Origin of the sequence: Paraburkholderia sp. RAU6.4a, assembly GCF_050435625.1 — a bacterium.
In the GTDB taxonomy this organism is placed as follows: domain Bacteria; phylum Pseudomonadota; class Gammaproteobacteria; order Burkholderiales; family Burkholderiaceae; genus Paraburkholderia; species Paraburkholderia tuberum.
This window is the reverse complement of record NZ_JBNDKQ010000003.1, coordinates 1670861-1685695: the sequence shown is the minus strand read 5'-3', so window position 1 is coordinate 1685695 and position 14835 is coordinate 1670861. Positions and strand designations below refer to the sequence as shown.

Sequence of the window (14835 nt, the reverse complement as noted above, 5' to 3'; positions counted from 1 at the left end):
TCCTTATGCCTTTTCGACCTTGACGAGGAACGACTTGAATTCCGGTGTCTGCGAATTCCCGTCGCCCACCGGGGGCGTCAGCGTATTGATGAGATAGCCCGGCCTCGCGAGCCCTTTGAAGCCCCAATGGAGCGGCAGCCCGACGGTCTGCACCTTCTTGCCTTCGATCATCAGCGGTTTGATCCGCTTCGTCACGACCGCGACGGCAACCAGGTGGCCGCGGTTCGAGCTCACCTTGACCCGGTCGCCGGCTACCACGCCGATCTCCTTCGCGAGGTCTTCGCCAATCTCGACGAACTGCTCGGGCTGGATGATCGCGTTCAGACGCGCGTGTTTGGTCCAGTAGTGGAAATGCTCGGTCAGACGATAGGTGGTCGCCGTATGCGGGAAGTTCTCGTGCGTGCCGAACGTGGCCATGTCGTCCGGGAACACGCGCGCCGCAGGATTGCTGACGACCAACTTGTTGTCCGGATGCAGCGGGTTGTAGCCGAGCGGCGTTTCGAACGGCTCGTAGTGCTCGGGGAATGGCCCTTCCACCATAGCTTCGCGCGCGAAGAAGCAAGCCACGCCTTCCGGATTCATGATGAACGGATTCATGCCGTCTTCGGGCGGCTCGTCGACCTTGAAGTCCGGAATGTCGGCGCCCGACCACGTGCTGCCGTTCCACGCGATCAGCTTGCGCGTCGGATCGAACGGCTTGCCGCTGAGATCGCACGACGCGCGGTTGTACAGAACCCGCCGGTTCACCGGCCATGCCCAGGCCCAGTTCAGCGTGTTGCCGATGCCGGTCGGGTCCGAGTTGTCGCGGCGGCCCATCTGGTTGCCCGCCTGGGTCCACGCGCCGCAGAAGATCCAGCAGCCGCTCGAGGTCGAGCCGTCGTCGCGCAGCAGCGCGAAACTCGCGAGCTGCTCGCCCTTCTTCGCGAGCACCTTGGTCGTGTCCTTCGGATCGGTGACGTCCGCGAGCGCCTTGCCGTTGTACTCCATCGCGAGTTCTTCGGGCGTCGGGCTTTCCGGGTTCGCATACGGCCAGCTCATGTTCAGGATTGGATCGGGATACTTGCCGCCGTCCTTGCGATAAGCGTCGCGAATACGCAGCCACAGCCCCGCCATGATATCGAGGTCGCTCTTCGCTTCGCCGGGACCGTCCGCGCCCTGCCAATGCCACTGCAGCACCCGGCTCGAACTAACGAGCGAGCCGCGTTCCTCGGCGAAGCAGGTGGTCGGTAGACGAAACACCTCTGTCTGGATCGAGCCGCTGTCGACGTCGTTGAACGGGCCGTAGTTCTTCCAGAACTCCGACGTTTCGGTCGCGAGCGGATCCATGATCACGAGCCACTTCAGCTTGGCCAGCGCCGCGCCGTTCTTCGCCTTGAACGGCGCGGCGGCAAGCGGGTTGAAGCCCTGCGCGAGGTAGCCGGTCATTTTGCCCTGATTCATCAGCTCGAAGACCTGCAGCAAGTCGTAGGACTTGTCGAGCTTCGGCAGATAGTCGAAAGCGAAGTTGTTGTCGGCGGTCGCCTTGTCGCCCCACCACGATTTCATGAAGCTCACGTGGAACGCCCGATAGTTGCGCCAGTAGCTCAGCTGGTTCGGCCGCAGCGGCTGTTTGGCGCGCGTCGCGATGTAGGCGTCGAAGTCCTGCTCCGCTTCCATGGGCAGCGTCATGTAGCCCGGCAGCAGGTTCGACATCAGGCCGAGATCCGTCAGGCCCTGGATGTTCGAATGGCCGCGCAGCGCGTTCATGCCGCCGCCCGCGATGCCGATGTTGCCGAGCAGCAGCTGCACCATCGCGCCGGTGCGGATGATCTGCGAGCCGACCGAGTGATGCGTCCAGCCGAGCGCGTACATGATCGTGGCCGCGCGCCCAGGCACCGACGTCGACGCGAGCAACTCGCACACGTGCTGGAACTTCTCCTTCGGCACGCCGCAGATTTTCTCGACCTGCTCGGGCGTGTAGCGCGAGTAGTGCTGCTTCATCAGCTGATAGACGCAGCGCGGGTCCTGCAGCGTCGGGTCGACCTTGGCGAAGCCGTCATCGCCGCGCTCGTAGTCCCACGAGGTCTTGTCGTAGCTGCGCGTGTCGGCGTGGTAGCCGGAAAACAGGCCGTCCTTGAACGCGAAATCCTCGCGCACGATGAACGGCACGTCCGTGTAGTTCTTCACGTACTCGTGCTGGATCTTGTCGTTCGTCAGCAGGTAGTTGATCACCCCGCCGAGGAACGCAATGTCCGTACCGGTGCGGATCTGCACGAAGTAGTCCGCGACCGACGCCGTACGCGTAAAGCGCGGGTCGACCACGATCAGACGCGCCTTGCGGTGCGCCTTGGCTTCGGTGACCCATTTGAAACCGCATGGGTGTGCCTCGGCCGCATTGCCGCCCATCACGAGAATCACGTCCGCGTTTCTGATGTCGACCCAATGGTTCGTCATCGCTCCACGGCCAAACGTCGGGGCAAGACCTGCCACCGTCGGGCCATGTCAGACACGCGCCTGATTGTCGAATCCGAGCATGCCGAGACTGCGAACAGTCTTGTGCGTCAGATAACCCACCTCGTTGCTGCCGGCCGATGCCGCGAGCATGCCGGTAGTCAGCCAGCGGTTGACCTTCTTGCCGTCCGCGTTCGTCTCGACGAAGTTCGCGTCGCGGTCTTCCTTCATCAGCTTCGCGATGCGGTCTAGCGCGTCTTCCCACGAGATGCGCTTCCACTCGCTCGCCCCGGCCGCGCGGTACTCGGGATAGCGCAGACGGCTCGAGCTATGGATGAAGTCGATCAGGCTCGCGCCCTTCGGGCACAGCGTGCCGCGATTGACCGGATGGTCGGGGTCGCCCTCGATGTGGAAGATGCTCGTCTTCACATTCTTGGCCTCGTCGCCAAGACCGTACATCAGGATGCCGCAGCCCACCGAACAGTACGGGCAGGTGTTGCGGGTTTCAGTCGCACGCGACAATTTGTACTGACGGACTTCGGCCAGCGCGGCTGTCGGCGAGAAGCCCATCAGGGCCAGGCTCGATCCGGCAAGTGTCGTGGCAGAGACCTTCAGGAATTGTCGCCGAGTCATTTGCGTCATTGCATGGCCTCGGCTCTTTTGGGGACAAAATTGATTATAGATGCCGTTTCGCGACATGCAGCGTAGTGCATTCGCCACCCCGGTAGATGGGACATGCGAAAGTCACTTGAAAGGACGGCACCCTGCTGGCACGATTTATTCCCGCTGTTGGGCACCGTTCATGCTGCATCCGCGAATAGTGACTCCCACTGACCTCATCGGCGGACTATTGCGCTCCTATGAACTACCCGGGCGTCGCGGAATTGCGTTGTAGCGTAAAGAATTCGTTTCATCGCGCGTACGTGCCGCTTGCTCGGCAAAACGGGGTTCGAAACGGGTTCGGCATAGAGCCGGTTTGCGCCCGTGCCGACGCTGCACAGTGTGAAAACAACCCTCATAATGCGGTCATTCGACGAACCCGAACTCTCGCCTCCATGACCCAAGTCCAAGCAAGCCAGTCGCCCCGCCTGACGAGCCTGTCGCACGGCGGCGGCTGCGGCTGCAAGATCGCGCCCGGCCTGCTCGCCGATCTGCTCAAGCGCAGCGCGCCGCTGCCATTCTTCCCCGACCTGCTGGTCGGCAACGATACCGCCGACGACGCCGCCGTCTACAAGCTCAACGAAGACCAGGCGATCGTCGCGACCACCGATTTCTTCATGCCGATCGTCGACGATCCATTCGACTTCGGCCGCATCGCCGCGACCAACGCGATCTCCGACGTCTACGCGATGGGCGGCAAGCCGATCATGGCACTCGCGATCGTCGGCATGCCGATCAACGTGCTGCCGCACGACGTGATCGCGGCCGTGCTGAAAGGCGGCGAATCGGTCTGCGCGGAAGCAGGCATCCCGGTCGCGGGCGGCCATTCGATCGATTCCGTCGAGCCGATTTACGGCCTCGTCGCGCTGGGCATCGTCGATCCGAAGCGCGTCAAGCGCAACGCGGGCGGCCAGGCCGGCGACGTGCTGATCCTCGGCAAGCCGCTCGGCGTCGGGATTCTGTCCGCGGCACTGAAGAAAGACCGGCTCGACGAGGCCGGCTACGCGGCAATGATCAGCGCGACCACCAAGCTGAACCGGCCGGGCGCCGAGCTGGCGCGGCTCGACGGCGTGCATGCGCTGACCGACATCACCGGCTTCGGCCTGCTCGGCCACACGCTGGAACTCGCACGCGGCTCGAAGCTGACCGCGCGCGTGCGCTACGCGGACCTGCCGTGGCTGCCGAACGTCGCGAGCCTCGCGCAAGCAGGCATTTTCACCGGCGCATCGGGCCGCAACTGGGATGCCTACGGCCACGACGTGGTGCTGCCCGCCACCTTGCCGTCCGCCGGCCGCGCGTTGTTGACCGATCCGCAGACGTCGGGCGGGCTGCTGGTGTCGTGCTCGCCCGAAGCGGTAGACGAAGTGCTCGCGCTGTTCCGCGCCGATGGCTTTGCCGACGCACGGGTGATCGGCGAGCTGGTGAGCGGGCAAGCGCGGGTCGAAGTCATCTGAGGTAGGCGGCCGAAGGACGTCACTGGAGAACCCCGGGAAGGACGCATATAACCGGCCCGAACGAGCCGCCCATGCGATAATTTCGGTCTTCCCGCGGTCCGTTTTATCCCTACTCCCTTGAAAAGTCTTCTAGTCAGCCTCGACAAAGCCGGCGATTTCGATGAAATCGTCGACGTTCGCACTCCGCTCGAGTTCGAGGAAGACCATATTCCGGGCGCGACCAACGCGCCAGTGCTGAGCAACGAGGAACGCGTGCTGGTCGGCACGACCTACACGCAGGTGTCGCCGTTCGAGGGCACGCGGCTCGGCGCGGCGTTGGTCGCGCGCAACATCGCGCATCATCTGGAAACCACGTTCGCCGACCGGCCGCGCAACTGGCGCCCGCTGATCTACTGCTGGCGCGGCGGCAAGCGTTCGGGCTCGGTCACGACGCTGTTCAACATGATCGGCTGGTCGGCGCGGCAACTCGACGGCGGCTACAAGAGCTACCGGCGCGCCACGCTGGAGAGGCTCGAAACCCTGCCGCGCCGTTTCAGCTATATCGCGCTCGTCGGCCCGACCGGCAGCGGCAAGACGCGGCTGCTGTCGGCGCTGCATGAGGCCGGCGCGCAGACGCTCGACCTCGAGGCGCTCGCCGCGCATCGCGGCTCGCTGCTCGGCGCGTATACGGGCGTGGCGCAGCCGTCGCAAAAGCGTTTCGACACGCTGCTCGTCACCGCGCTGCGCGACTTCGACGTGAACCGGCCTGTGTTCGTCGAGGCGGAAAGCCGGCGCATCGGCTCCGTCACGCTGCCGCTCGCGCTGCTCGAAACGTTTCATCGCGGCGCGTGCGTCGAGGTGCGCTCGAGCAGCGAGGACCGCGCGGCGTTTCTGTTGCAGGATTACGCGCATCTGTTCGAGCATCCCGATTACTTCAAGGGACAGCTGGAACGGTTGATCGGTCTGCACAGCCGCGAGCGGGTCACGGGCTGGCTGCGGCTCGTCGACGAGAACCGGCGCGCCGAGCTCGCGCGCGAACTGATCGAACGGCACTACGATCCCGCATACGCGCGCAGCAGCGGCCAGCATTTCGAGCAGTTGCCGGGCGCGCTGCAACTCGATTTCCGCCCGAACGACGCCGACATCGTCGAGCAGGCGAAAACGCTGCTCGCGCAGCTCGATACCCGCACGCTAGTCGTCGGTTGATCCACAACGACATTCAACAACCATCATGCAATCAACCCTTCGGCAACCCCGCGTCACGCTTGGCTGGATCGTGTTCCTGCTGATCGCCGTCGTCGGCCTCTTCTATGTGAAGTGGTTTCCGTACTACAACCGCGCGTTCGTCGCCGCGAGCCAGCATTCGATCGGCAAGTCGATCCTGATGGGCACGTCCGCGAGCGCGCCGGCGGCCTCATGGCAGGCCGCGATCGACTTCGCGCTCGCTTACGGCAAGGCAATCTGGCAGGCGATGGTGCTCGGCCTGCTGCTCGGCTCCGCGGTACAGGCGCTGATTCCACCACAATGGGTCGCGCGCGCGCTCGGCCGTGCCGACTTCAACAGCGTCGTCAAAGGCGGCCTGATGTCGTTGCCGGGCATGATGTGCACCTGCTGCGCGGCGCCGGTCGTCGCGGGCCTGCGCGCGCGTGCAGCGGCGCCGGGCGCGGCGATTGCTTTTTGGCTCGGTAATACCGCGCTGAATCCCGCTACGCTGATCTTCATGGGCTTCGTGCTCGGCTGGCAGTGGATGGGCCTGCGCCTCGCGCTCGGCATCGTGATGGTGCTCGGCCTTGGCTACGTCGTGAACCGCATGGTCACGCCGCAGGAAGCGCAAGCGTCGCGAGAGGCCGTCGCGCAACTGGTCAGCGCCGACGATCCAGGCACCGCGTTCTCGCGCTGGATCACGATTCTGGGGCGCATGACGCTGCGGCTCGTGCCGGAATACATCGCGCTCGTGCTGATTCTCGGCGCGGCGCGCGCATGGCTGTTTCCGCACATCGGCCCGGACGTCGACAACAGCCTGCTGTGGATCATCGCGCTGTCGATCGCCGGCACGCTGTTCGTGATTCCGACCGCGGGTGAAGTGCCGATCATTCAGGCTATGCTGTCGTTCGGCATGGCCGCCGGCCCCGCCGGCGCGCTGCTGATGACGCTGCCGCTCGTCAGCGTGCCGTCGCTCGCGATGCTCGCGCGGTCGTTTCCGCGGCGCGTGCTGACGGTGGTGACCTTTGCAGTGGTGGTGGGCGGTGTCGTCAGTGGACTGCTGGCCGTTACGCTGGGCTTCTGAGTCGGTTTTTGAGTTCGAGTCGTAGAAGAAGGAAGCATGAAACGTATTGCCGCATTCGCTGTCACGTGTTGGTCCGCTGCCGGGCTGCTGTACCTTGGACAGCACTCGGTGGCGCTGATCGCACTGAGCGGCGTCGTGGCGTTCGCGGGATTCGATCTGCTGCGGCCGTGACGGCGGCGTAGTTTTTCCCTGCTGCGAAAGTGCGCTCGTCCCTTGCGTTCGCCGTATCGTTCGCGTGCGCCTGCGCCTAACCGGGAAGCGCGTCGCGAATCGCCGTGAGCCACAACGCGACCGCATGCGCGCCCGGGTCCATATGACCGAGCGCGCGCTCGCCGACATAGCTCGAACGCCCGCGCCGCGGATGCATCGATGCGGTACGAGACGTGCCGTCGCATGCCGCAGCGACGGTGGCCTGCAATGCGGCATCCGTCGACGCTCCCTGAGCGAGTGCGTCGTGCAGCGCGTCGGCAGCGGGCCTCAGCGCATCGACCATCGTCCGATCGCCCGGCCGCGCGCCCCCCAGTTCCATCAACCCATCGACACCGGCGCTGAACGCCGTCGCCCATTGCCGTGCGGTGGTCCCGCCCGACTGTTCGAGCGCGGCCGCCGCGCGCAGCAGCATCACCGCGTACAGCGGACCCGACGTGCCGCCCACCACGCGCCGCAGCGTCGCCGACATGCCGCGCAATACCGCGCCCGGAGTGGTTGCGCACGCGTAGGAATCGAGCTCGAGCTGCACCGCGCGTGCGCCGCGCGCGAGGCTGATGCCGAGGTCGCCGTCGCCGACGCGCTGGTCCATTTCGGTCAATGTCGGCTCGGCTGCCAGCAGGCACTCGCAGACCGCTTCGAGCGCGCGCCGCAGCGTCGCGTCACGCGCGAGCGTCGGGCCGCTCGCGCTTTGCGGCGCGGGTGGCGCCGCACGCACCGCGACCTGCGCGACGCGGCCGCTCAACGCAGGCCATGCGCTCGTCTGTGAGGCGGCGTCGAGCAGGCTCAGCCGTTCGTCATCGATACGCAGCAGCGTCAGCGAGACGCCGGCCATTTCGAGCGCGCTCAGGAACGTGCCGGCCCACGCGCGCGCGACTTCGATGCCGCGCCCGGCAAGCTCGCGCAGCGCGGCACCAGCCACCACGTTGAGTTCGCTCGGCGGCGTGCCACCCAGATTGTTGACGAGCAGCGCGACGCGCTCGCCCGCCTGCAACGCGAGATCGTCGACGATCTTTGCAAGCAGCTTGCCGACGATCGCGTCGGCCGGCTCCAGCGCGCCGCGCGCCACACCGGGTTCGCCATGAATGCCGAGGCCCCATTCGATTTCGCCATCGCCCAGCGCGAAGCCCGGCTTGCCCGCGGCCGGCACCGTGCACGGCGTCAGCGCGACGCCCATCGTGCCGAGCGACGCGGCCGCTTCCCGAGCGAGCCGCGCGACCTCGGCCAACGGCAAACCGCGCGCGGCCGCCGCGCCCGCGATCTTGTGAACCAACACTGTGCCCGCGAGTCCGCGACGGCCCGCGTGATCGCCGCTCGCGCTCAGCGCGACGTCGTCGGCGACGATCATCATCTCAACGAGGATGCCCTCGGCGCGCGCGATTTCGGCCGCGAGGCCGAAGTTGAAGCGGTCGCCCGTGTAGTTCTTGACGATCAGCAACGCGCCAGCGGGGCCGGCCACCGCGCGTATCGCGTCGAGCACGGCGTCGGTGGAGGGCGAGGTGAAGACCTCGCCGGCCACCGCCGCGCTCAGCATGCCGTGGCCCACATAGCCGCCGTGCGCGGGCTCGTGGCCCGAGCCGCCGCCCGAGATCAGCGCGACCTCGCCGCGCGCGGCCACGGCCTGGGCATCGGCGCGCAAGACGATCGTGCCGCCTTGCAATAGCGAGAGTTGGGGATTGAGCGCGATGAGCCCGTCGAGCATCTCGGGGACCACGGTGGACACATCGTTGATGAGCTTCTTCATTGCGTCAGCTCCGTTGGATGCTGCCGGCATCGCATGATCGAAGATGCGATGGGAACGGCAGTCGGGTCGGCGGCGAAAGCGGAAGGTCTAACTGTACCGCGCATTGTCGAACGACGACGCAACGGCGAGAGCGCGCGCGTGAACGTGCACGAGCTTCGGGCCACGAGCGGACAACAACAACGAAGGGGACGTGATGCCGAACGGCGAAACTGAGGAAACGACTGGATCGATTTGACAGGACCGTAGACGAAAGCGGAACCGCTTTCGTCTACGTCACAGATGCGTTGGTAGGCTCGATTGGATTCGAACCAACGACCCCCACCATGTCAAGGTGGTGCTCTAACCAACTGAGCTACGAGCCTTTAGAGGCGCGAATTATAGAGACTCAATGCGGACTGCACAACCCCTTGCCGCGACTTATGTTAGGAGCAAATCAATTGTCCGGTTCTGTAGCACGTAATGTGTCCGGTTTTTGGGTGCGGTATGGAACCACCCGTAAGCCGGGCACGCTGGTTACAGGAAACCCGGAAGATGAGATTCGAAGAGGTGTACACGGACTGGCAGGATCGGCGACTTACGCAGGCGGAAGCGGCGCGCCTGCTGGGGGTTTGCGAGCGCACGCTGCGGCGACAGATTGATCGCTACGAGGCGGACGGACTGCAGGGGCTGATCGACAAACGGCTTGACCAGATATCGCATCGTCGGGCGCCCGTCGATGAGGTAGTCAAGCTCGTGGAGCTCTACCGGCGCGATTACCCCGGCTGGAACGTTCGACATTTCCATGGCTGGTACCGGCGTGAGCATGGCGGCCAGCGCAGCTACACGTGGGTCAAGAACCAGTTGCAGCAGGCCGGTGAAGTCAAGCGGGCCAAGGCGCGTGGCAAGCACCGCAAGAAGCGCGAGCGAGCGCCGCTGGCGGGCATGCTGATACATCAGGATGCGAGCCGTCACGAGTGGGTTAGCGGGCACGACTGGGATCTGGTGGTGACAATGGACGATGCGACGGGCGAACACCTGTCGATGTTCTTCTGCGACGAGGAAGGCACGGCGTCGAGTTTCCACGGCGTGGGCCAGACAATCGCGCAGCACGGCCTGTTCTGTGCGCTGTACACCGATCGCGGCAGCCACTATTTCCATACGCCTGAAGCTGGCGGCAAGGTCGACCGAAACAACCCGACGCAGTTCGGCCGGGCGCTGGCGCAGCTGGGCATCGAGCACATCGCGGCGTACTCACCCGAGGCGCGCGGGCGTTCGGAGCGGGCCTTCGGCACGCACCAGGAGCGGCTGCCACGCGAGCTCGCCAAAGCCGGCATCACCAGCATGCAGCAGGCCAATGTGTATCTGGAACAGGTCTATCTTCCCCGCCACAACGCCGAGTTCGCGGTATCTGCAGCCGAGTCAGGCAGCGCCTTCGTGCCGTACATCGGCAATGGCCTGGCCGACATCCTGTGCGAGCACCACGAGCGCACCGTGAACAACGACAACTGTGTGAGCTTCGAGGGGCTGCCACTGCAGATCCCGGCCGGTGGTTCGAGGCCCCATTACGTCAAGCGGCGGGTGCGTGTGCATCGCTACGTGGACGGCTCGCTTGCCGTGTTTTACGGTCCGCGCTGTCTGGGACGTTATGATGCCGCGGGCACACTGCAGGTTGACCCGGTTCAGCAGGCCGCCTGAGGGTTCGCCAGACGGCCGCGTGGGCGGCAAACCGGCTTCGGGCTATGCCCTGCGCCGCTTTGCCGCCCACGCAGGAAAGCGGACAAATCATTTGCTATAAAACCGGACAGTTCTATTTGCTCCCAACACCCCTTGCCGCGACTTATCGAAACGCATGCATGTTGATCAGTTCGTCGCGGTCCATTCGGTGTGAGGGTCCAATGGATAAACCGGCCGCTTCACGTGCTCGAAGCTGAACAGACCATAGTCCGAACTCGTGACGCCGCGGCTATCGCATTCGACGAGTGCCTCCGCGATCGGCACGAAAACCGGCCGGCAATACATGCGTGATTTGAGCAGCAGAAAACGCGCGCGGCGCGGATCGATGCCGACGCTCTCGAACACGCCGAGATCCCACGGCTCATGCGTTCGTTCGGTCACGACGAGTTTCACCGTGCCGGTGTCGAGCACTGCCGCGCGCCCCATGTACGCGCGCTGGCCGGTGTAGGTCGGGCCGCTGATCAAGTATTCGCCGTCGGTCAGCGCGCGCACGACGCCGGTCAGGGCAAGCGGCGAACGCGAGGGCAATGCATCGTTTGTGAGCTTGTTGCCGATCGCGAGCGTGACCGTGCTACCGACACCCGAGGCCGCCAGGGCCGCGACCGCCTGCGGATCGCACAACGGCCCGCTGACGATGCCTTCGAGGCCCTGCCTCAACGCTTCCTCGAGCAAATCCATCGTGTCGCACGTGCCGCCCGACATGCAGTTGTCGCCGTGATCGAGCATTAGCACCGGTTTATCGGCGGCGCGTGCCAGCGACGCCGCCCGCGCGACCGATTCGGCAAGCGGCGCGCTGCGATAGACGAAATCGTCGCGCTCGTCCCAGATCTGCCGCGCGATGCGCTCGGCGACCGCCTCCGCATCCGCGCGCTCGCCATTGCCCACGACGACGACGCTAATGCATGGCGCTTCGATATCGGCGAGCGAGAAGCCGGCCAGCACCGACACCGCGAGCATGCCGTCGGCCTCGGCGGCGCGCGCGGCATCGAGCGCGCGTTTCATCGCGCCGTCAACGCTCGCGCTGCGCAGCGTGTGCGTGAGCAGCGGCGGCTGACGCCACGCGATCACCGGCTTCGCGTGGCCCTCGATCATGTCGAACAGCAAGCGCGCTGCATGTGCGCCAGTCTCGTACATGTCGACGTGCGGATAGGTCTTGAAGCTGACGATGACGTCGGCGTTGTCGATCATTTTTTGCGTGACGTTGCCATGCAGATCGAGCGCGACCGCGATCGGCGCGTGCGGCAGCGACGCACGCACGCGCCCGAGCAGATCGCCTTCACCGTCGGTCGAGTTCTCGGCGACCATCGCGCCGTGCAGATCGAGCATCACCGCGTCGCAGCCCGTCGCGGCTGCCACGATCGCGTCGCAGATCGTATCGTAGGCGGCGGCGTCGACCGGCCCGCTCGGATTCGCCATGGCGGAGATCGGCGTCACGATTTCGGCATGCACGCGCTCGGCGGCGTCGATGAACGCGGCCATCGCGGTTTGCATGCCCTTGTTTTCGTCGAACGCGGCGCGGCCGTAGCTCGGACCGTTGCGGCCGAATGCGGCCAGCGGGGTCTCTACTGGCGAGAACGTGTTGGTCTCGTGGTTCATTCGTGCGATCAGGACCTTCATGCGCGCATGCTCCCGTTCTCGACGCCGCGCTCGGCATCACCTGCAGCAGCATATTGCAGCCGGCTTCCAGATGATCGGCGCGCGCGTCCTCGATTTCGTTGTGGCTAATGCCGTCCTTGCAGGGAACGAAGATCATCGCGCTGGGTGCGCCGCGCGCGAGATAGGCGGCGTCGTGGCCCGCGCCGCTGATCACGTCCATCGACGACACACCGAGCCGCTCCGCGCTCTGTCTGACCTCGGCGATCCATTGCGCGGCGAATCGCTGCGGCGGGAAGTAGACGACCTGCTCGATGTCGATAGTGATGGGGGCGTCCAAGCTGCTGCTCGCGCGGGTGGCGGCGGCGTTGATGGCGGCGTTGCCCCCATTGCTGCCCGCCTGCGCGCACGCTGCACGCCATGCTAGGTCCATCGCAGTGAGCGATGCGTCATCGGCTGCGCGCAGGTCGACGCTGAATTTCACGCGGCCCGCAATGACGTTGCGCGAGTTTGAATGCACGTCGAGCCAGCCGACCGTGCTATGCCCATGCGGCGCGTGATCGAGTGCGATACGGTTCACCGCATGGATCGGATCCGCGGCGACGAGCAGCGCGTCGCGGCGCAGCGCCATCGGCCCCGCGTGCGCTTCCATGCCGTGCACGGTCAGGTCGTACCAGCGCTGCCCGAGCGCGCCCTGCACGACGCCGATGACCTTGTCGTGCGCTTCGAGCACGGACCCCTGTTCGATATGCACCTCGAAATATGCGCCGACAGCGTGCGACTTGCGATGCTCGCCGGCATAGCCGATCGCCGCTAGCGCGTGGCGCACCGCTACGCCGTCGCGATCGCGTTGCGCTAGCGCGTGCTCGAGCGTGAATGCGCCGGCGAACACGCCGGAGCCCATCATCACCGACAAGAATCGCGAGCCCTCCTCGTTGGTCCACATGGCAACCTCGAGCGGCGCGATGGTCTGCACGTTGGCCTCGGCCAGCGGGCGCAGCACCTCCAGCCCTGCCAGCACACCATAATTGCCGTCGAATTTGCCGCCGGTCGGCTGCGTGTCGAGATGGCTGCCCGTCATTATGGGCGGCAGATCGTCACGCAGCCCCGTCCGCCGCGCGAAAATATTGCCGATCGCGTCGACCGGCACCGTGCGGCCGATCTCCTTCGTCCACGCGATGAACTGATCGCGTGCCTCACGGTCGAGTCCGGTCAGTGCTGGACGGCAGACACCGCGTTTGTCGGTCGCGCCGATCCGCGCGAGCTGCATGAGACAGTCCCACAGCCGCGCGCCGTCGATCCGCAAATCGGCGGGCGTCGAGACAACGTTGGATGAATGAGTCTGCATCGATGCATCTCGGGTCGAAGACAGCTGGATGGCGCTTGCCGGCGGGACTTGCTCCGTTCCGGCTTGCTGGCCGAGGTTGTTCCAATCGTCATGATAGAGAGGTTTCGCCGAGGTAGATGGCCGGACGCGCGCGAGGTGGCAATGCGGCGCGACGCCTTTCCGTGGGCAAGCATAGGAAGCAAAGCCGCTGGATTCGTGGGGAGTGAACGGCGCATCGCGGGCGATGTAGGTGTCAATTCGCTCGAAGACGGACGCCGCGACGTGCCGGCAATCTGCGCGCAAGTGGCCGCCAGCAAACGTTTTCGTCGAAGGAAGCGGCTAAAACGCAATGAAGGCTCAACCTTTTGCGAAGCGCGCCGTTATTGCATGTGCTCAGGCAAACCCCTCGGATCTCCATGGCACAACCAATTCCTTTCCGCAACACTGGCGCCGCCCGCGCGCGGCATGCCAAAGCCATGCTGTTGCCCATCGCGCGCCAGATCGCCGACGATCTCGCGTTGCGAGTTCATCTGTCGCTCGACGCACTGCGCCGCGGCCTCGGTACGAAGAGCGATGCGCAGACGGTCACGCAGATCATGCTGTTGACCAGCTACCTCGCTGATGCCGGCTTTGGCTCGATGAGCCACGAAGAGCTCCACGCCGCGGACCGCGCCTCGGCGATGATGTTCGACGCAGGTCGGGAACGCAACGAATGGAAACTTGACGAAGCGGGATTCGCGCTCTTTGCATCGATCGCAACGAGCTACGATCGGCAGCTGCATCGCGCTCCGCTTTGGGCGATTACGGAGGCCAGCGAAAGACTCGACCGCTTTATCGCAGGGGGATCCGATCGAGCGCCGGCGCGTAAGCGGGCTTAGCGTGTTTGGAGGAGGTGCTGACCGGCTGAGCCAGAGGGACACGGATTTTGGACGACCGCGTCGGAAGTCGCCGGATTACGCGGATGCGTTGCGGATCGGAAAGTAGTGAAGCGCGCAGTATCCGTCAGCATAACCCGTCAGAAGTTGGAATTTAGTACGAGACCAACAACGCTGCGAGAGATCAGGACGAGGTGAGCGAGATCCGCTGCGGCAGTGCGACGGCTCGCTGGATGTCAGAACGCGTAACCTTGCGCTGACGGATACAGCGCGCAAAGTCGGCCGCGTAAACGCAGAAACCCCACCGCGGCGGGTGGGGTTTCTGACTGGGGGGGAGCCTGACGATTACCTACTTTCACACGGGCAATCCGCACTATCATCGGCGTGGAGTCGTTTCACGGTCCTGTTCGGGATGGGAAGGGGTGGGGCCGACTCGCTATGGTCATCAGGCATGACGGGTTGCTGCGTCGCAGGGCTGGAGTCAACCGGTTGCGCCACAGCCAATCGGGAAGAAGCGTAAAGGATTCGAGTGTGGGGGGTTGTGTTGTTTCTGGCACAACACTGAA

General features: G+C 65.0%; 9 protein-coding genes, 1 tRNA gene, 1 rRNA gene and 1 pseudogene. 6 read left to right on the top strand and 6 right to left on the bottom strand.

The window, feature by feature from the left end; translation table 11 throughout:
- Window positions 1–3 precede the first annotated feature (3 nt).
- Entirely contained in the window at window positions 4–3072 is a 3069-nt protein-coding gene (gene fdnG / locus OKW40_RS32360) for a formate dehydrogenase-N subunit alpha (RefSeq protein ID WP_429493300.1), read from the bottom strand.
- Between the two features lie 413 nt (window positions 3073–3485).
- Here fdnG and selD point away from each other — a divergent pair, with 413 nt between their 5' ends.
- The 4 genes from selD (at window position 3486) to OKW40_RS32340 (ending at window position 6981) form a co-directional block, all read left to right on the top strand.
- Window positions 3486–4544, top strand: coding sequence for a selenide, water dikinase SelD (gene selD / locus OKW40_RS32355; RefSeq protein ID WP_429493299.1), 1059 nt, complete (start codon window positions 3486–3488; stop codon window positions 4542–4544).
- A gap of 117 nt (window positions 4545–4661) precedes the next feature.
- Window positions 4662–5729, top strand: a complete 1068-nt coding sequence (gene mnmH / locus OKW40_RS32350; protein WP_429352595.1) for a tRNA 2-selenouridine(34) synthase MnmH — start codon at window positions 4662–4664, stop codon at window positions 5727–5729.
- A 25-nt stretch (window positions 5730–5754) separates the two neighbouring features.
- The gene (locus OKW40_RS32345) at window positions 5755–6810 is read left to right on the top strand and encodes a permease (RefSeq protein WP_429493298.1); all 1056 of its coding nucleotides are present in this window, start codon (window positions 5755–5757) and stop codon (window positions 6808–6810) included.
- 36 nt (window positions 6811–6846) lie between these two features.
- Window positions 6847–6981, top strand: coding sequence for a hypothetical protein (locus OKW40_RS32340; protein ID WP_143037237.1), 135 nt, complete (start codon window positions 6847–6849; stop codon window positions 6979–6981).
- A gap of 76 nt (window positions 6982–7057) precedes the next feature.
- On the opposite strand, the gene dhaK is transcribed toward OKW40_RS32340, so the two are convergent.
- Window positions 7058–8761, bottom strand: coding sequence for a dihydroxyacetone kinase subunit DhaK (gene dhaK / locus OKW40_RS32335; protein ID WP_429493297.1), 1704 nt, complete (start codon window positions 8759–8761; stop codon window positions 7058–7060).
- A 285-nt stretch (window positions 8762–9046) separates the two neighbouring features.
- Window positions 9047–9123, bottom strand: a tRNA-Val gene (locus OKW40_RS32330).
- A gap of 169 nt (window positions 9124–9292) precedes the next feature.
- Here OKW40_RS32330 and OKW40_RS32325 point away from each other — a divergent pair.
- A complete protein-coding gene (locus OKW40_RS32325; RefSeq protein WP_429335789.1) occupies window positions 9293–10435 on the top strand; it encodes an ISNCY family transposase in 1143 nt (380 codons plus the stop codon).
- Window positions 10436–10600: 165 nt separating this feature from the next.
- Here OKW40_RS32325 and OKW40_RS32320 read toward each other — a convergent pair whose 3' ends face one another.
- Entirely contained in the window at window positions 10601–12091 is a 1491-nt protein-coding gene (locus OKW40_RS32320) for a M81 family metallopeptidase (protein WP_429493296.1), read from the bottom strand.
- A 7-nt stretch (window positions 12092–12098) separates the two neighbouring features.
- Window positions 12099–13415: pseudogene (locus OKW40_RS32315) on the bottom strand (Zn-dependent hydrolase); the annotation flags it as partial.
- 395 nt (window positions 13416–13810) lie between these two features.
- Between OKW40_RS32315 and OKW40_RS32310 the strand changes: the two are divergent.
- Window positions 13811–14272 carry a hypothetical protein gene (locus OKW40_RS32310; protein ID WP_184062015.1) on the top strand — a complete coding sequence of 154 codons (462 nt, stop codon included), beginning with the start codon at window positions 13811–13813 and terminating at the stop codon, window positions 14270–14272.
- 333 nt (window positions 14273–14605) lie between these two features.
- Here OKW40_RS32310 and rrf read toward each other — a convergent pair.
- Window positions 14606–14719 (bottom strand): 5S ribosomal RNA (rrf, locus tag OKW40_RS32305).
- Between the last annotated feature and the right edge of the window lie 116 nt (window positions 14720–14835).